Genomic DNA, 16634 nt, shown 5'->3' on the forward strand with positions numbered 1-16634 from the left:
GGAACCCAGACGATGCCCGTACCCGTACCGCGGCAGAGGGCGATCCCGGCCGCGGAGTGTGGTCAGGCGCCCGCCGCGCCCCCGCCGAGCGGCCGTTCCCAGGAACAGGTCCCGCGCGGGACGAACCCGGCCGAGAACCCCACCGGTCAGTGGCAGGACCCGACGGAGAAGCGCGAGAAGACCACGGACCAGCGAGAGAGCACCACCCCCACGAACCTGACGCTGCTGCTGATCGAGGACGATCCGGGCGGCTCGCCGATCGTGCCGGACCTGCTCGACCAGGCCGGCAAGCCGATCCGCGTCCGCACGGCCCGCAACCTCACCGAGGCCGAGCGGCTGCTGACCGACGACGTCCACTGCATCCTGCTGGACCTCGCGCTGTCGGCGCCGGGGCCGGTCCGCAGGGACGAGGACGAGCAGGCCGACGAGCTGGCGGTGCTCAAGCACGTGCTGGAGCTCGCGCCCCGGCACGCCGTGCTCGCGCTCACCTCCTCCAGCGACGCCGAGCGCGGCGCGGAGGCGGTGGCGGTCGGCGCCCAGGACTACCTGTTCCGCGACGAGCTGGACGGCCGGCTGCTGAGCCGCGCGATCCGCTACGCCGTCGAGCGCAAGCGCTCCGACTCGGCGGAGCGGCGCCTGGCCGAGGGCAGGCTGCGCGCCCAGGAGAACCGCCGTCTGGAGCGCGGCCTGCTGCCGACCCCCCTGCTGGCCGGCTCCCCGCTGCGGTTCGCCGCCCGCTACCGTCCGGGCCGTTCGCGCGCCCTGCTCGGCGGCGACTTCTACGACGTGGTCCGCACCCCGGACGGCACCGTGCACGCCATGATCGGCGACGTCTGCGGGCACGGCCCGGACGAGGCGGCGCTCGGCGTGGAGCTGCGGATCGCCTGGCGTGCGCTGACGCTGGCGGGACTGTGCGGGGACCAGCTGCTCGGCACGCTCCAGCAGGTGCTGGAGCACGAGCGCTCGGACGACGAGATCTTCGCGACCCTGTGCACCGTGGACATCGCGCCGGACGGCCGCCGCGCCGGCCTGTGCCTGGCCGGGCACCCGGCGCCGCTGATCGCCGGCCCCGGCGTGCCCGCCCGCCTGCTGCCGTACGACAACAACGGCCCGGCGCTCGGGCTGCTGCCGCACGCCCGCTGGCCGCGCATGCAGGTGGAGCTGGGCGCCGAGTGGAGCCTGATGCTCTACACCGACGGCCTGATCGAGGGCCACGTCGGCGAGGGCCGCGAACGGCTCGGCCAGGACGGCATGGTGGAGATGGTCCGCCGCCGCTTCGCCGACGGCCTGCGCGGCGAGGACCTGCTGGAGACGGCGGTGAACGAGGTCCGCGAGCTCAACGGCGGCGAGCTGGCGGACGACGTGGCGGTCCTGCTGCTGGACCGGATCCCCTGACCGTCCCGGAGGACGGCCGGGGGGTCAGCGTCCGCCGTTGTACGGTCCGTACGGGCCGTCGCTGCTGGAGCCGCGGCGGCTGTTGCGGCCGCCGCCCGGCAGACCGCGCAGCGCGGGCCGTACGTCGACCATGTACACGATCGTCGCGACGAGACCGATGATCGGCAGGAACGACAGCAGGGGAAAGATCAGGCTCACCACGAAGGCGAGCGCCAGGATGATCAGCCAGAACGGCTTGGTCTTCTTGTCCGCCGCGCGGTAGGCGTCCTCCCGGCGCACGGCGGCATCGATCAGCGCGAAGCCGCTGAAAACGGTCAGGGCGATGCTCAGAAGCCCCATGAAGTTCATGAACCCCTGCATCAGCACAACGTCCACCACCAGACTCGGGTCGTCCCTACGCGGTCACCGTACCCGGAGAACGGGCCGGGCACCCCGAGGGTGCCCGGCCCGCGTGTGCTCCCGCTCTCCCTCACTTGGCGGGCGGCGTCGTCTTCTTGGCGACGGTGGCGGGGGTGGCGGGGGTGGCGGTGGCGGGGGTGGCGGTGCTCTTCTTCGCCGCCGGGGCCTTGCGGGCGGCCGGGGCCTTCTTCGCCGCGGCCGGCTTGTCGTCCGCGACCGTGACGGGCTCGGGCTTCGGCTCCACGGCCACGGCCACCTCCTCCACGCCCTCGGCGATGTCCTCGATGCCCTCGGCGGCCTGGCCGCGCCAGGTGCGCACGGCCTGCTCGCCGTGCTCGGCGACCTTCTCGTAGGTCTCCCGGGCCTTGACGGCGTACTCGGCGGCGACGCCGACACCGCGCAGCGCGAGGTCCTGGGCGGTCTCGCCGAGCTTCTTGAGGTCGGCGTCGAGGAACCCGAGGAACTCGTTGACCTTGGTCTGCAGGGTGCCCTGCGTCTCCTTGACGCGGGCCGTCGCCTTCTCCTGGACGGCCTTCGGGTCGGTGTTGCGCACGGCCTCGATGCGCGCCGGCGCCTCGGTGCGCAGCTGCTCCACCAGCACCGGCACCTTCTTGGCCTGCTGGAAGGCGAGGTCGGCGGTGCCGGCGGCGAAGTAGAGCGGGGTGGGGTCGCTGAAGGTCTTGCGCAGGTCGTCGGTGATGGCCATGGTGCTGGTCCTCCCGGAATGCGTTCGGCTGAGGGTGGGCTGATGGTCCCGCGCCCGGCCGGCCGGCTGCTCGTTCCCGCTCATCCGGCCGTCTGCCGCGGGTCGGCGTCGCCGCCGCCACTCGTACGGAGGCGGCGGCCGGGTATGGAACCGCCGCCACCGGGGCCGCTCTCGGCGGCGTCGTCGACGGCTTCGCCCCGGGCGTCGTGCGTCCCGAACCCGTTCTCCTTGCGGAAGGATTCGTAGATCTGGAGCAGCACCTGCTTCTGCCGCTCGTTCAACGTGGGATCGGCGAGGAGGACCGCGCGCGTCGCGTCCTCCCGCCGGCGCTCCTCCCCGTCCCGTTCCGCGTCGAGGATCCCGGCGCGCACGTACAGCGTCTCGGCGGAGATCCGCAGCGCCTTGGCGACCTGCTGGAGCACCTCCGCGCTCGGCTTGCGCAGCCCGCGCTCGATCTGGCTCAGGTACGGGTTCGACACCCCCGCGGCGTCGGCGAGCTGCCGCAGCGACAGCTGCGCGTTGCGCCGCTGCTCGCGCAGGTACTCACCGAGATTGCCGACGTTGAGCGAAGCCATGACCCCACCATGCACCAGCGTGCTAACTATTGCAAGCAGCTGCTTGCAGAAGTACATCTGCCCCGGCGGTGCCGGGGCGGGCGGCTCACACCAGCTCGGGCTGGGGTCGTGCCGGTGGCGCCTCCACCGGCGCGGCCTCGGGGTCCCACAGCCTGACGGTCCGCGTGTACCCGTACACGACCGAGGCCATGACCAGCAGCAGGAGCGGGCCGGCCACCCACGGGTGCGCGGCCATCTCCACGGGCAGGAAGCGGTAGGCGACCAGGAGCGCGGCGAAGACCGTCGTGCCGTAGGCGACCAGGAGGACGCCCGTCCGGTCCGCACCGCGGTCGAAGGTGCGCAGCGCCGCCTCGACCGTGTACGCGAACACCACGCCGGCCACCAGGTCCGCGCCGTAGTGGTAGCCGAATCCCAGTGTCGCGGTGAGCGTGGCGACCAGCCAGGCCGCGCCCGCCCACCGCAGGACGCGCGGGGCGGTGCGGGAGTGGATGAAGATCGTGACGGCCCAGGCCGTGTGCAGGCTGGGCATGCAGTTGCGCGGGGTGAACTCGTCGTAGGGCATGTGCTGCGGGGCGTCGGCCGGCGGCAGCGTGTGCGGCCACAGGTGGGCCACCGCCCACTGCCCGCCGCCGGTGCCCCAGGCGCCGTCGCCGTAGGCGAAGACCGGCCCGACCACCGGGAAGATCATGTAGACGGCCGGTCCGAGCAGGCCGATGACCAGGAAGGTCCGCACCAGGTGGTGGCGCGGGAAGCGGCGCTCGGCCGCCACCTTGCGCAGCTGCCAGGCGGCGACGACGACCGCGGCCACGGGGAGCATGGTGTAGACGAAGTCGAGGACGTGGTGGCCGACCGGGCCGGTGGCCTCGATGATCCGGCCGGCCACCCAGGACGGGTTGCCCAGCGCGTGGTCGGCGCTCGCCAGGTACCGGTCGAGCACCGTCGGGCGGGTCTTCGACGTGATGAGCAGCCAGGCGTCACCGGTCTTGCGGCCGGCCACCAGCAGCAGCCCGAGCCCGACGCCCTTCAGCAGCAGGACGCGCTCGCGGCCGGTGCGGCGCGTGAGGGCGACGACCGCGCACCCCAGGATCACCCACAACGCGCCGTTGCCGAAGCCCGTTTCGGCTCCGGCCGCCCACCGCACCAGGTTGAGGACGAGGTCGGCGCCGACCGCGGCACCGAACGCGACGAACCGCTCCCGCCAGGTGAGCACCACCATCGTCAGGGCCAGGCTGGCGTAGAGCAGCGGGCCGGAGGCGGGGGCGAAGACCACCTCCCGCGCCTGGTTGGCGATCGGCCCCGGCGCGCCGTAGTGGCGCGCGGCGACCTCCAGCGCGACGAGGAACCCGAGGACCGTCACACCCGCCGCGGTCCACAGCAGCACCCGTGGCCGACGCCACGCGGCGAACGTTGTTCCGACGCTTATTCGCGACAACAGGCGCGACGCTGCAGATATCAATTTTTGGCCGATTTGTGAGGAATAGTCGGTTAACAGAACTCGAACGAGTGATGGGAGATCACCGCAAGTTCGGACATGCTAGCGAATCCCGCGCAGGGGGCGTCGGCAGGCCGGGCCCGCTCACGGCGCGGGCCCGCGCACCGCTCCCGTCCGGCGCGGACGGCGGCTCCAGGGCGTTCGCCGCGCCCCCCGGAGCGCCGGAGGACGCCCGCCCGCGAGCGACCACGTCACGCCCCCCGTCGGCACACCAGTTCCCATGAGCCCACCCATGGTGCCCCGTACCGGTGCCGGCGGGAAGAGGGCGGCGCGGGTCTACGCGGGCCGTCGGGGCGGGTGCGCGGAGGCGTCGTCCGGCCGGCCGTGCGCGGCGTGCCAGGACCGCAGCGCGTCCAGGACCTGTTCCCGGTCCGGCACGTCGACCAGCCGGAGCGGCTCACGGGCCCGCCGCACCGCACGTCCGACGCGGTCGGCGGCGAGTCCGAAGTGCTCCGGGGCCGCGTCGGCGGGCAGGTCGATCGCCGCGCGCATGACGTCGGGGAAGACGGACTGCGCGTGCTCGAACGCGAGGTAGATGGCGAGGTCGTCGTCCAGCCCGGCGGTCAGCTCGGTGAGCCCGGCCCCTTCCATCGCCTCGGCCCACAGCTCCGTCATGCGGACCTGGTCGTGCTTGTCGTACCCCATGCGGACGAGGTGCGTCGCGAGGTCGTGCAGGGGGTCACCGAGTATGGCCAGCTCCCAGTCGATCACCGTGATCCGCCTGCCCCGCAGCACCGCGTTGGCGCGGTGGACATCGGTGTGCAGCAGCCGGAACGGCCTGGCCGTCCGGCAGCGGTGGTGCGCCGCGAACCGTGCCGTCGCGTCCCGCGGGACACCGACCGCGTCGAGGAGCGCGCCGAAGCGGTCCCGGTGGGGGCGGTGCACCCGCTCCTCGGTGAAGCGGACGAGCCAGTCCAGGAAGCCCTGGCTGTCACCGTCCTCGGGCCAGTCGCCGGGGAGGGCCGGCAGTTCCGCGACGGGGACCCGCGCGGTCCTGACGAAGAACGCGGCGAACCCGCGCATGAGCGCCTCGTCCGCGCCCGCGGTCCCGCCGGGCCGGGCCTCGTCGAGCGCCCGGCCGGTCCGGTACCGGTGCACGGAACGGTCGCCGAGGTCGGCGAGGCACGGCGGCACGTCGCGCAGGTGCCGGCACACGACGCGGAGCACCTCCGACTCCCGCGGCCAGACGCGCGGCACGACCTCGACGGTCGTCAGCGGGACCCGGTACTTGAGCCGGGTGAACGGCACGGCGCCCAGCAGCAGCGCCAGCGCCGGTCCGGCGCGCAGCACGTAGTTGGTGTTGTGGTGCCCCCGCAGCACCTCTCCCCCGCCACGGAGCCTCCGGGACTCCACGAGACGGCGCACGAGCGCCTGGTGCGCTCGGTGGGGCGGACGGTGCATGGCCGGAGAGTAGCGTCCCGGCCACGCCACCGGCGGACGCGTCCGCAGGGTGTCCGCCGGACGCCGGAGTCAGCCGCCGGACGCCCCGCCGGCACGGAGCAGCGCCAGCAGCGGTTCGAGGGAGTCGACGACGGTGTCCGCGCCGGCGTCCCTCAGGGACTCCGCCTTGCGTCCGTCGCGGGCGTAGCCGAGGAAGGGGACCCGGGCCAGCCGGGCGGCCTCGCAGTCCGCGGGGGAGTCGCCGATGAACAGGGAGGCGGACGGAGCGGCCCCCATCGCGCCGAGGGCCCGGACGAGGGTGTGCGGATCGGGCTTGAGGAGCCTCAGCTCCCGGGTGCGGCCGTAGACGTGCGGGCCGAAGCAGGGCAACAGGCCGCGGCCGGCCAGGTAGGTGCGCGCGACCCGCGGGGAGTTGTTGGTGGCGACGGCCGGCCGGACGCCCACGGCCGTCCAGGTCCGGATCAGCGGGTCGGCGTACGCGGTCGGCAGGGCGGAGGCGGTGGCCCGCAGTTCCTCCCGGGTGAGGCGTTCCTCCAGTTCCGCCACCAGGTCGCCGTCGGGATGCCGGCGGTCGACGGCGCGCAGGACCGCGTGCGGGTCCGGCGACTCCCGTTCCGCCTCGGTCAGCAGGTCGCCCAGTCCCCGTCCCCCGAGCCATGCGACGAGGCCGGCCGCCACCCGCTCCGCCGTGTGCCCGGCGAACAGGCGGCAGATCGGCCCGTCGAAGTCCCAGAGCACGAAGCGGGCGCCTCGCACCAGCCGCCCGAGGTTCTCCGTGTCCACCGCCACCGGCTCGGTCCGCGTCGTGTCAGAAGTCACTAGGAGAGTGTCATGTCCGTGGTGATGGTTTCCCAGAGGGCGTCGAACCACTTCTGGGATTCCCTCACGAACACCTCGTCCCGCTGCCCCGAGCGCTTCAGGAAGGAGAACAGCAGCGACTGGGAGCCGAGGGCGTCATACATCTCCAGCGTGCGGCTCTCGTACTCCTCCTCGCGCCGGGTGAGCATGTAGTAGCCGAGGAGCGCCTCCTCGGCGTTGAGCAGGTACAGCTTCACCGGCGGGGTGAAGGGCAGCGCGCGGAAGGCGATGCGCACGTCGACGCCGTGGGTGGACCGCACGGCGTGCAGGTTGTGCTGGAGGACGCGGGCCTGGGCGTTGCGCATCTGCAGCCAGCGCTGGTGGACCGGGTCGTCCTCCTCGTCCTCGACCAGGACGGGGAAGGCCAGCGAGATGTCCCGCGACGGCATCAGGAGGCGGAACGCGATCGACTCCGGGCGGATGCGGCCCTCGTGGATCAGCCGGAGCGGCTCGCTGAGCGCCAGCATCAGCGTCTCCGAGGTGTGGCACACGACGTCCACCCGGACGTGGGGCACCGAGAACGCCTCCGCCAGCCGGGGGCCGAGCGCCACCATCGTCGGCTGCGGTTCGCCCCGGACCGGGGCGGGCTCGGCGATGCGGGGCGGGCTGCCCTTGCTGACGTTGGTGAGCAGGCCGTCCTCCTGGAGGGCCCGCAGGGCCTGGCGGACGGTGCCGCGCTCCACTTTGAACTCGTCGGCCAGCTCGGCCTGGGTGGGCAGGCGGTCGCCCGCCTTGAGGGCGCCCCCGCGGATCCGTTCCCGCAGGATGTCGGCGATCTCCTGGGACGAGAGCCTTCTGCTGCCGTTCACGGACACGTTCTCCTGAGTCACGACCAGACGCTACAACTCCGACCTACCTAACGGGAGTTGTTTGAAACTTGTTTACAACTACTAGCCAAGTGGGGACAACATAGGCAGAGTTGGTTGCCAACTCCCCTGAGTTTCCTCGAGTTTGTCCAAGTTGGTGGAAGTCTCACTTCCCGCAACCTCCGAAGGGGGAAAGACCATGCCCGTCCTCGCCCTCGTCTCCGCGGTCCTCGTGGTCGCCTTCGAGCAGGTCGTCCAGTGGAAGTACGGCGCCACCGGAGTCGTCGGCCTGCTCCTGCTCACCATCGGCCTCAAGGCCAAGAGCCCCTCCGTCAGCTCCGTCGGTGCGGTGGTGCTGGCCCTGCTGGTCGCGGGGCCCGCCCTGTGAGGGGCCGGTCCCCGGATCCGCCCGGGGGACACCGGACGCGGGAGGCGGTCAGTCCGTGAGCACCAGCTCCGAACTGATCGTCTCCCACAGCGCGTCGAACCACAGCTGCGACTGCCGCACGAACGCCGTGTCCCGCGGCCCCGCCCCCTGCGCGAAGGCGAACAGCGTCGAGCGGGTGCCCTCGGCGTCGTACACCTCCACCCGCTCCTCGCCGACCTGCTCCTCGCGCCGGGTGAGCGTGTAGTGGGCGAAGAGCGCCTCCGTGCCGTTGAGCAGGTACAGCTTCACCGGCGGGGTGAGGGGCAGCGCACGGAAGGAGACGCTCACGTCGATGCCGTGCGTGGCACGCAGCGACAGCAGGGTGTGCCGGAGCACCTGCCCCTGGGCGTTGCGCACGGCCAGCCACCGCTCGCGCACCGGGCCGGCGTGGTCGCGGCCCGCCACCGGCACCGGGAAGGCCGGGCCGACGTCCCGGTCCGGCAGCAGGACCCGGACGTCGATCTTGGCCGGTTTCCGGCGCCCGGTGTGGATCTGGCGCAGCGGTTCGCCGATGGCGAGGGTGAGGGAGGCCGCGGTCAGGCACAGCGCGTCGATCCTGACGTGCGGGACGGCGAAGGCGTCCGCGATCCGCGGGGCGAGGGCCACCGTGGTCGGCTGCGGCAGCACGTCGGACCCGGTCGGGGCCGTGCCGGGGTCGGGCGCGACGGTCGCCGGGCTCCCCTTGGACACGTTGGTGAGCAGACGCTCCGACTGCAGGATGCGCAGGGCCTGGCGCACCGTGCCGCGCTCCACGCCGAACTCGTCGGCCAACTGGGCCTGCGTGGGCATGCGCTGGCCCGATCGCAACGCCCCGGACCTGATCCGGGCGCGCAGTTGGTCGGCCACCTCGCGATGGGTTCTCGCACGCTCCTGCGGCTTCTTCCGTCCGTTGACGGAGACGTGTTCCCGCTCCACGACCGAACACTACAACTTCCCGCCATCTTTCGGCAGTTCACGGAAAGCTGGTTATGAGTCGCTCCCAAGCGGAGATAACTGAAGAGAAGTTGGCTGCCAACTCGGGCAACGTGGTCGGCTCCCCACAAGGGTTGGCCACCACGGTGACAGCAGAAGGGGGCGCGTCCCGTCCGGGACGGCCCGAAGGGGGACCGCCATGCCGCTCATCGCCATCGTCGTCGCCGCTCTGGCCATCGGGTTCGAGCAGCTGGTGCAGTGGAGGTACGGGCCGATGGGGATCATCGCGTTCGTCGCCCTGTCCATCGGCATCAAGGCGAAGAACACCGCGATCGGCGGTGTGGGTGCGGTGATCCTCGTGATGCTGCTCGCCCAGTCCGGCTGAACCGGCGCACCGCTGTCCGGGCTCCTCTCCGGAGGGGAGCCGGGAGTCCGGACAGCCGGTCGGCACCACCGCACGACCACCACGGCCGAGGAGCGCTGACTACGGACAGCGCGCCTTCGTCCCGTCACCGGCAGAAGGGAGCGTCCTCAGAACAGGTCCGGGCACCAAGGACGCCTGGACGTACGCAGCAGGGCGTCGGCCAGCCGGGCGGCGCCCGCTCGTTCCTCCTGGATCCGCCCGAGCGCCGCCAGCCGCACGGCCGACTCGTCACCCAGCCACAACGCCGCCAGCTCGCCGACGTCGAGCACCAGCGCGGCGCTCTCGGTGGTCGGCGTGCAGGACGCCCCCGCCTCCGACGCCTCCAGCCGCCACCGCCCGCCGGTCAGCCCTCCCCCGCTCCCGGCCGCGCTCGAGCGGGGGGACCCCCACCCGTCCACGACCTCCAGCACCAGCGCCCCCTCGGCACCGTACGTGCGCGCTTCCAACGCCCGCACGACGTCCAGGATCCGCACCCACAGCCAGTCCGCCTGCGTGACGATCCTGGCGGCGCGCGGGTCCGGCAGCAGGTGCGGGAGCAGGTCGTCGGGGGCCCGCCAGCCGCTCTTCACCGTGGTGATCCAGTCGATCGAGCACAGGTACCGCCACAGCGCCCGCTCGGCGGCCGGGGTCACGCCGATCAGCCAGTCGACGGTGGCCGTGTTCAGCGGCTGCTTGGCGTCCCCCCACCTCTCGTCCGCCCGGTAGCAGACCATGCCCTCGACCTCGCCGTCCGCCGAGCGGTACACGGCGTAGAAGGGCTCGGTCCACGGGGTTCCCCTCATGTTCACCACCCCCGTGCGCACCTGCCACCACAGGTCGGTCCGGCTCACCGCGCCGGGCTGCCTCCGGCGCAGCCGCTCGTGCAGCTCGGGGCCCAGCTTGCGGACGTCCTCGCCGTCCACGAGGTCGATCCGGCCGCCGTCGTCCGGAGCCGCCCAGCGCGGGTCGAGACCGGCGCGGGGCACGTCGACGGCCCACTCGGCCAGGGTGGTGGCGGGGCCGAAGCCGTAGCGGCCGTAGATCCGGTACTCCGCCGCGATCAGCGTCGCGACGACGTCCCCGCGTTCCTTCGCCGCCGCCAGGTCCTGCGCCATCATGCGGGTGAGCAGGCCGCGGCGGCGGTGGGTCGGGCTGACGGTGACGTTGGAGACGGCGTCGGCCGCCACCGGCGCCCCGCCGACGGCGGTGACCTCCTGGTCGAAGGAACGGAAGGTCGCCACGCAGCGGCCGCCGTCGAAGGCGCCGAGGAGCCGGCCGGGGACGAACTCGCGGCGGCGGGCCTCCAGCTGCTCCGCACCGACGGCGGGCGACTGCAGGAAACCGGTTTTCAGGGCGCGGGTCCAGTCGGGGAACTCGGCCTCGGTGATGGGACGTACGTCGATGTCGGTGTGGCGGGTCATGCGCTCACCGTAGGTCGGCGACCGCACCGGCGTCGTGGGGATTTGCCGGCCCCGCGACACCGCGCCCCGCGACACAGCGCCCCGCGACACAGCGACGCCGCGACACCGCGCCCCCCGCGCCCCGGCGTCAGAAGGCCGCCCGGATCTCCCCCACCTCGTGTCCGCCGCCCAGCAGCGGGGCGCGGCCGATGCGCTCGACCACCGGCGCGTCCACGCCCAGCAGCGTCAGCGCGCGGGCCAGCACCGGACCCAGCGCCCGGCTCGCCCCGTCCTCCACCTTGAAGGCCAGCGCGCGGCCGTCCGGCAGGGCCACCGCCTGCACGGCCTCCGCGCCCATCTTGGAGAGCGTGCCGGGCACCTCGCGCATCAGCCAGGTGTCGGCGCGGCGGGTGCCGGCGACGTACTCGGGGTGGGCGCGCATCGCGTCGGCGACCCGGCGCTCGGCGGTGCCGGGCTCGGCGGCCACGAAGCAGCGGAAGGCGCGGGCCAGCCCGACCAGGCTGATCGCCATCAGCGGCGCCCCGCACCCGTCCGTGCCGACGGCGGCGACCGGCTCGCCCGCCGCGTCCTCCACGACCCGGTGGATGAGCCGCTGGAGCGGGTGGTCCGCGTCGAGGTAGGTCTCCAGCGGCCAGCCCCGCTCGGCGCAGACGGCCAGCATCGCCGTGTGCTTGCCGGAGCAGTTCATGGTGATCCGGTCGGGCCCCGCGCCCGACGCCAGGTAGGTGTCCCGCTCCTCCGGGTCCAGCGGCAGGTCGGGCGGGCACTGGAGCAGCGCCGGGTCGAGGCCGTACTCGTCGAGCATCTTGCGGACCAGGTCGCGGTGGAAGGGCTCCCCGGAGTGGCTCGCCGCGGCCAGCGCCAGCCGCTCCTCGGCGAGGTCCAGGCCGGCCCGCAGCACGCCGGCCGCCTGCATCGGCTTGTTGGAGGAGCGCGGGAAGACCGGGGCCGTCACGTCCCCGAGCGCCAGCTCCACCGCTCCGTCGGCGGCCAGGACGACCAGGCTGCCCCGGTGCCGCCCCTCGACGAAACCGGACCGGACGACCTCGGCGAGGACGGGCGGTACGGCGGGCGAGAGGGCGGACGTGGGCGCGGACGGGGACGCGGGCATCGGCGGTGGCCTTCCGGACGGGTGACCCGCCGCCGTGACGTCCCGGGTTCACCGGGCCCTGCGGAGAGCGGCTGGAGGAGGCCGCTCCCGGCGTCACACGAGCAGGTCGTCGACTTGTGCTTCCCCTTCACGGTACCGGCGTGCGATCTCGGCGCTGCAGCCGTCGGCCGTCCGCTGCAGCCGCTGCCGCCGCCGGGAGACCTGCTGCTCGTAGTGCACGAGGCGGCCCATCGCGGCGTTCAGCTCCGGGTCGGTGCGGGCCGTCAGGTCGGACAGCTCCACCTCGCCGAGCATCTCCGCGGCCAGTCTCCGCCCCTCCGCGCTGCGCGGTGTGCCCAGCGTCACATGGCGTGCGGAGGACCGCTGCCGGGCCGGCGCGTCGGTCAGGATCTCCGACAGCCGCTCCACGACGGACGCCTCGGACGCCTCGGACACCGCCGTGTCCGGGTCCACCGCGGACGTCGGCCCCCGCCGCGCCAGCTCCGCCCGCAGGATGTCGATCCGCCCCTGCAGCAGCCGCCGGACGTAACTGAGGTCGGCCTCCTCGCGCTGGGCGTCCCGGCGCAGGGTGCGCAGCTCGGGCAGGCTCAGCACGAACAGGTCGTCCTCCGGCGGGTCCACGGGCAGCCCCGGGCTGTCCGTGCGCTGCACGGGCGGCCGGAGCGGCTCGAGGCCCCCCGGGTGGGCCGACGTGACAGTCCCAGACGGCTGCCCCGTGCTCGGTGTGCTCATCTCACTCAACCGTCCCCTCGACCGGCGTCTGGGAAGCATCGTGCCACCCCACGTGGCCGCTATGTGACCGAGTGCCCCCGATCGGCCCCAGATGGGGGGTTACGGAGCGAAAAGAAGCCCCGTACGGCCCGCCCGCCGGGCTCCTCGGGCGGCACGGCATCATGGCGGCATGCGTGCGGTGGTGCAGAGAGTGGACGGTGCGAGCGTCGTCGTGGACGGCGAGACGGTGGGGGCGATCGACGGCGAGGGACTGTGCGTCCTGGTCGGCGTGACCCACGAGGACACCAAGGAGAAGGCGGCGCAGCTGGCCCGCAAGCTCTGGTCGGTGCGGATGCTGCACGACGAGAAGTCGTGCAGCGACGTCGACGCCCCGCTCCTGGTGATCAGCCAGTTCACCCTGTACGGCGACGCCCGCAAGGGCCGCCGCCCCACCTGGAACGCCGCCGCGCCCGGCGATGTCGCCGAGCCGCTCGTCGACGAGGTCGTCGCGCAGTTGCGCGCGCTGGGCGCGACCGTGGCGACGGGCCGCTTCGGCGCGGCGATGCGGGTGTCGCTGACGAACGACGGCCCGTTCACGGTCCTCGTGGAGGTCTGAGCCCCGCCTTCAGGGCATCAGGGCTCGACGACGGTCTCCTGTGCGGCCGCGGTCTCCTCGGCCATCAGCCGGGCGTCGACCGGCACGTTCCGCTTCACCAGGGCGAGGGCGACCGGGCCCAGCTCGTGGTGGCGCACGGACGTGGTGACGAAACCGATCTTCCGGCCGTCGGGCCCGTCGTCCGCGAGGCGGATCTCGGCCCCGTTCGGCGGCAGGTGGACCTCGCTGCCGTCCAGGTGCAGGAGGACCAGCCGGCGCGGCGGCTTGCCCAGGTTCTGCACGCGGGCGACGGTCTCCTGCCCCCGGTAGCAGCCCTTCTGCAGGTGCACGGCCGTACCGATCCAGCCCAGTTCGTGCGGGATGGTCCGGTGGTCGGTCTCGAAGCCGAGACGCGGGCGGTGCTGCTCGACCCGCAGCGCCTCGTGGGCGAGGATCCCGGCGGGCGGACCCGCCTCGGCGGCGAAGGCTTCCAGCTCCTCCCTCGGCAGGAAGAGATCACGGCCGTACGGCGTCTCGCGCACGACGGCGCTCTCGGGGGCCGCGGCGATGGAGCCGGCCGGCAGGTGGACGACCGCGGTGTCGGCGGTGCGGTCGGCGACCTCGACCCGGTAGAAGAACTTCATCGACTCCAGGTAGGCGATCAGCGCCTCCTGGCTGCCGGGCTCCACGTGGGCCCAGACGCTCTCGCCGTCGTCCACGAGGTACAGGGCGTGCTCGATGTGGCCGTTGGCGGAGAGGATCAGCGCCTCGGTGGCCTCGCCGGCCGGCAGCTCGCTGACGTGCTGGGTGAGCAGCAGGTGCAGCCAGGCCAGCCGGTCGTCGCCGGTGACGGTGACGACACCGCGGTGGGAGAGGTCGACGAATCCGGTGCCGTCGGCGAGGGCGCGCTGCTCGCGGAACAGGTCGCCGTAGTGGGCGGCGACGCCTTCGTCCACGCCCTCGGCGGGGACGGCGCCGGGCAGGGACAGCAGGGGGCTCTTCATACGCCTAGCCTACGACTCGGTGCTCGAGCCCTCCCGGGAGCATTCCTTGCACCGGCCGAAGATCGCGAAGTGCTTCATGTCGGTGTCGAAGCCGAACTGTTCGCGCAGCTTGGCGGTGAACTCGGCGGCCACCGACAGGTCGGCCTCGATCACGCTGGTGCAGTCCCGGCAGACCAGGTGGATGTGGTGGTGCCGGTCGGCGAGGTGGTAGGTGGGCGCCCCGTGCCCGAGGTGGGCGTGGCTGACCAGCCCGAGCTCCTCCAGGAGCTCCAGCGTGCGGTACACGGTGGAAATGTTGACCCCCGACGCCGTCTTCCTCACTTCGCCGAGGATGTCGTCGGGGGTCGCGTGTTCCAGGGTGTCCACTGCTTCGAGCACCAGCTGCCGCTGCGGGGTCAGCCGGTAGCCGCGCTGCCTGAGGTCGCTCTTCCAGTCGGTGCTCACCACACCCCTGAGTGTAGGACCTCTTGGGCAGGGGCCTACTTGAAGAAGGCGATCCCGTCGTCGGGCATGTCATCGGGCAGGGCCTTGGCCCAGCGCTCGACCTCCTCCGGGGTGACGACCTTCTTCAGGTGCGCCGACATGTAGGGGCGCAGCTCGACCTCGGGGGTCTGCTTCTCGCCGACCCACATCAGGTCGCTCTTGACGTAGCCGTACAGCCGCTTGCCGCCGGTGTAGGGCCGCGAGGCGGCCGTGCGGGCCACCGCGTCGGTCACCAGGTCGATCTGGGGCTTCTGGTCGGCCATCTCGCCGTACCAGATCTCGATGACGCCGTCGTCGCGGGTCATCGTGACCTCGACCTTGCGGTTCGCGTCGATGCGCCAGAAGCCGTGCTCGGACTCCAGCGGACGGACCTTGTTGCCGTCGTTGTCCAGCACCCAGGTGTGGGACTCGTACTCGAGGAAGTCACGGCCGTCGTGGGTGAAGGAGACCTCCTGGCCGAAGTTGCACTTCTCGGCACCGGGGAAGTCGTGCACGCCCGCGCCCGCCCAGTTTCCGAGGAGGAAGGCGAGCGGGACGAGGTCCTTGTGAAGGTCGGACGGGATCTCGATCATGAGCGGACTTACTTCCTGGCGTCGGTGATCAGCGCTGGCCCTGGTACAGCTTCTTCACGGTCAGACCGGCGAAGGCGAGGACGCCGACGCAGACCAGGACCAGCAGGGTTTCGAAGAAGATCTCCACGGGGTGCTCCTTGAGCGGGGGCATACGACAGGGCCGCCCCCAGCTTACGCGGCCCCTCCCGCCGCTTCCCGTCGGACTCCGCCCAGGAAGGCGGTCCAGGCGGGCGCGGTGAACAGGAGCGCTCCGCGGGAGGGGTCCTTGCTGTCCCGGACGGGGACGAGGGGGAGGCCGGCGGCGACCTCGACGCACTCGCCGCCGCTCGTGTTGCTGTAGCTGCTCTTGCGCCACGAGACGGCGCTCAGATCGATGGCTCGCACGGCGCTTCCTCCAACGTCCGCAGGATGAAATCGCGCGACTCGGCCGGTGACAGCGCCAAGTCCCGCATCGCATCGTCCCTACGTTGCAGCAGCTCAACTGAGGCATTTTCTTCCACGAGTTCACCGCGTAGGTCGTTCTCGGTGTAGGCGACCGTTCCACCCGGCCCGCCCGCCGGGGCCCGCGCCGCGGCACAAGGCCCGGCACCGGCGGCGCACCCGGCTGGACGGCGCCACCGTCAGCGGCCTGCTCACCGTCCTGTGCGTCGCGACGTTGCTGGTGACGATCACCTTCGCGGTGTGACGCCGCCCGCGAGGGCTACGCTTCCGCCATGGCGAAGAAGCTCGTGATCAAGGTGACGGCCGGGGCCGATGCGCCCGAGCGGTGTTCTCAGGCGTTCACGGTGGCGGCGGTGGCCGTGGCCAGTGGGGTCGACGTCTCGCTGTGGCTGACCGGCGAGTCCGCCTGGTTCGCCCTGCCGGGCCGCGCGGCGGAGTTCGAGCTGCCGCACGCCGCGCCGCTGCCCGACCTGCTGGACTCGCTCCTGGCGGGGGGCCGGGTGACCCTGTGCACCCAGTGCGCGGCCCGCCGCGACATCACCGAGAAGGACGTCCTCGAGGGCGTGCGGATCGCCGGCGCCCAGGTCTTCGTGCAGGAGTCGCTGGCCGACGACACGCAGGCGCTCGTCTACTGAGCGCGCCCGCCGGGCGGTCCCTTCAGGGCCCGCGGCGCTTGCCGTCCAGCTCGTCCCACCACTCGTCGGACTTCGCGTCGCCCGAGGGGTCGTCCCACCAGCGGTCGTCGGGGCCGCGGCGGTTGGCGACCATCGCGGCCAGCGGAGGGATGACCATGGCCACCACGCACATGCCCACGGCCGCCGGAACCGACCAGAGACGGACGACTCCCCAGGCCAGGACGAACAGCGCGATGCAGGTGCCCATCATCACGAAGTAGACGCGCCGCCGCCGTGCGTACATATGT

General features: G+C 72.8%; 21 protein-coding genes and 1 pseudogene. 5 read left to right on the forward strand and 17 right to left on the reverse strand.

The window, feature by feature from the left end:
- The first annotated feature begins 12 nt into the window (after positions 1–12).
- Complete coding sequence (locus tag JHAT_RS18085; protein ID WP_077799230.1) at positions 13–1395, forward strand: PP2C family protein-serine/threonine phosphatase; 1383 nt, start codon at positions 13–15, stop codon at positions 1393–1395.
- 24 nt (positions 1396–1419) lie between these two features.
- Here the strand turns inward: JHAT_RS18085 and JHAT_RS18090 are convergent, their stop codons facing one another.
- The 7 genes from JHAT_RS18090 to JHAT_RS18120 all read right to left on the reverse strand — a co-directional run bounded on the left by JHAT_RS18090 (position 1420) and on the right by JHAT_RS18120 (position 7662).
- A complete protein-coding gene (locus tag JHAT_RS18090) occupies positions 1420–1755 on the reverse strand; it encodes a DUF2516 family protein (protein WP_171990959.1) in 336 nt (111 codons plus the stop codon).
- 109 nt (positions 1756–1864) lie between these two features.
- A complete protein-coding gene (locus JHAT_RS18095; RefSeq protein WP_077799231.1) occupies positions 1865–2500 on the reverse strand; it encodes a hypothetical protein in 636 nt (211 codons plus the stop codon).
- A gap of 80 nt (positions 2501–2580) precedes the next feature.
- Entirely contained in the window at positions 2581–3075 is a 495-nt protein-coding gene (locus tag JHAT_RS18100; protein ID WP_077799232.1) for a helix-turn-helix transcriptional regulator, read from the reverse strand.
- Between the two features lie 85 nt (positions 3076–3160).
- The gene (locus tag JHAT_RS18105) at positions 3161–4456 is read right to left on the reverse strand and encodes a phosphatase PAP2 family protein (protein ID WP_375603571.1); all 1296 of its coding nucleotides are present in this window, start codon (positions 4454–4456) and stop codon (positions 3161–3163) included.
- 387 nt (positions 4457–4843) lie between these two features.
- Positions 4844–5968 carry a phosphotransferase family protein gene (locus tag JHAT_RS18110; protein WP_077799233.1) on the reverse strand — a complete coding sequence of 375 codons (1125 nt, stop codon included), beginning with the start codon at positions 5966–5968 and terminating at the stop codon, positions 4844–4846.
- 69 nt (positions 5969–6037) lie between these two features.
- On the reverse strand, positions 6038–6787 hold the full coding sequence (locus JHAT_RS18115; protein WP_253195534.1) for an HAD family hydrolase: 750 nt from the start codon (positions 6785–6787) through the stop codon (positions 6038–6040).
- Positions 6787–7662 (reverse strand): winged helix-turn-helix domain-containing protein, encoded by an 876-nt coding sequence (locus tag JHAT_RS18120; RefSeq protein ID WP_077799235.1) that lies wholly within the window; start codon positions 7660–7662, stop codon positions 6787–6789. Before JHAT_RS18120 ends, JHAT_RS18115 begins: the two co-directional genes overlap by 1 nt.
- A gap of 169 nt (positions 7663–7831) precedes the next feature.
- Between JHAT_RS18120 and JHAT_RS18125 the strand changes: the two genes are divergently transcribed.
- Positions 7832–8020, forward strand: coding sequence for a hypothetical protein (locus JHAT_RS18125; RefSeq protein WP_077799236.1), 189 nt, complete (start codon positions 7832–7834; stop codon positions 8018–8020).
- Between the two features lie 48 nt (positions 8021–8068).
- Here JHAT_RS18125 and JHAT_RS18130 read toward each other — a convergent pair whose 3' ends face one another.
- Positions 8069–8974, reverse strand: coding sequence for a GntR family transcriptional regulator (locus JHAT_RS18130; RefSeq protein WP_077799237.1), 906 nt, complete (start codon positions 8972–8974; stop codon positions 8069–8071).
- A gap of 196 nt (positions 8975–9170) precedes the next feature.
- Here JHAT_RS18130 and JHAT_RS18135 point away from each other — a divergent pair, with 196 nt between their 5' ends.
- A complete protein-coding gene (locus JHAT_RS18135; protein WP_077799238.1) occupies positions 9171–9356 on the forward strand; it encodes a hypothetical protein in 186 nt (61 codons plus the stop codon).
- A gap of 146 nt (positions 9357–9502) precedes the next feature.
- Here JHAT_RS18135 and JHAT_RS18140 read toward each other — a convergent pair whose 3' ends face one another.
- The 3 genes from JHAT_RS18140 to JHAT_RS18150 form a co-directional block, all read right to left on the reverse strand.
- A complete protein-coding gene (locus JHAT_RS18140; protein ID WP_077799292.1) occupies positions 9503–10795 on the reverse strand; it encodes a GNAT family N-acetyltransferase in 1293 nt (430 codons plus the stop codon).
- A 127-nt stretch (positions 10796–10922) separates the two neighbouring features.
- Positions 10923–11906, reverse strand: a complete 984-nt coding sequence (locus JHAT_RS18145; RefSeq protein ID WP_077799239.1) for an asparaginase — start codon at positions 11904–11906, stop codon at positions 10923–10925.
- A gap of 93 nt (positions 11907–11999) precedes the next feature.
- Positions 12000–12638: an aerial mycelium formation protein gene (locus JHAT_RS18150; protein ID WP_077799240.1), complete on the reverse strand. Its 639-nt coding sequence runs from the start codon at positions 12636–12638 to the stop codon at positions 12000–12002.
- 169 nt (positions 12639–12807) lie between these two features.
- Here JHAT_RS18150 and dtd point away from each other — a divergent pair, with 169 nt between their 5' ends.
- Positions 12808–13233 carry a D-aminoacyl-tRNA deacylase gene (gene dtd / locus JHAT_RS18155; protein ID WP_077799241.1) on the forward strand — a complete coding sequence of 142 codons (426 nt, stop codon included), beginning with the start codon at positions 12808–12810 and terminating at the stop codon, positions 13231–13233.
- A 17-nt stretch (positions 13234–13250) separates the two neighbouring features.
- On the opposite strand, the gene JHAT_RS18160 is transcribed toward dtd, so the two are convergent.
- From JHAT_RS18160 to JHAT_RS35320, 5 genes and pseudogenes are all read right to left on the reverse strand, one after another.
- On the reverse strand, positions 13251–14216 hold the full coding sequence (locus tag JHAT_RS18160; protein WP_077799242.1) for a folate-binding protein YgfZ: 966 nt from the start codon (positions 14214–14216) through the stop codon (positions 13251–13253).
- A gap of 9 nt (positions 14217–14225) precedes the next feature.
- Entirely contained in the window at positions 14226–14663 is a 438-nt protein-coding gene (locus JHAT_RS18165) for a Fur family transcriptional regulator (RefSeq protein WP_077799243.1), read from the reverse strand.
- 32 nt (positions 14664–14695) lie between these two features.
- Complete coding sequence (locus JHAT_RS18170; RefSeq protein ID WP_077799244.1) at positions 14696–15271, reverse strand: FABP family protein; 576 nt, start codon at positions 15269–15271, stop codon at positions 14696–14698.
- 171 nt (positions 15272–15442) lie between these two features.
- Positions 15443–15655 carry a DUF397 domain-containing protein gene (locus tag JHAT_RS18180; RefSeq protein ID WP_077799245.1) on the reverse strand — a complete coding sequence of 71 codons (213 nt, stop codon included), beginning with the start codon at positions 15653–15655 and terminating at the stop codon, positions 15443–15445.
- A pseudogene (locus tag JHAT_RS35320) lies at positions 15637–15816 on the reverse strand (Scr1 family TA system antitoxin-like transcriptional regulator); the annotation flags it as partial. The pseudogene JHAT_RS35320 and the gene JHAT_RS18180, both read right to left, overlap by 19 nt.
- A gap of 168 nt (positions 15817–15984) precedes the next feature.
- Here JHAT_RS35320 and JHAT_RS18195 point away from each other — a divergent pair.
- Positions 15985–16347 carry a DsrE family protein gene (locus JHAT_RS18195; protein WP_077799246.1) on the forward strand — a complete coding sequence of 121 codons (363 nt, stop codon included), beginning with the start codon at positions 15985–15987 and terminating at the stop codon, positions 16345–16347.
- 22 nt (positions 16348–16369) lie between these two features.
- Here JHAT_RS18195 and JHAT_RS18200 read toward each other — a convergent pair whose 3' ends face one another.
- Entirely contained in the window at positions 16370–16630 is a 261-nt protein-coding gene (locus JHAT_RS18200; RefSeq protein WP_077799247.1) for a DUF3099 domain-containing protein, read from the reverse strand.
- Positions 16631–16634 lie beyond the last annotated feature (4 nt).

Origin of the sequence: Streptomyces sp. JHA26, from assembly GCF_002005565.1 — a bacterium.
Classification (GTDB): Bacteria; Actinomycetota; Actinomycetes; order Streptomycetales; family Streptomycetaceae; genus Streptomyces.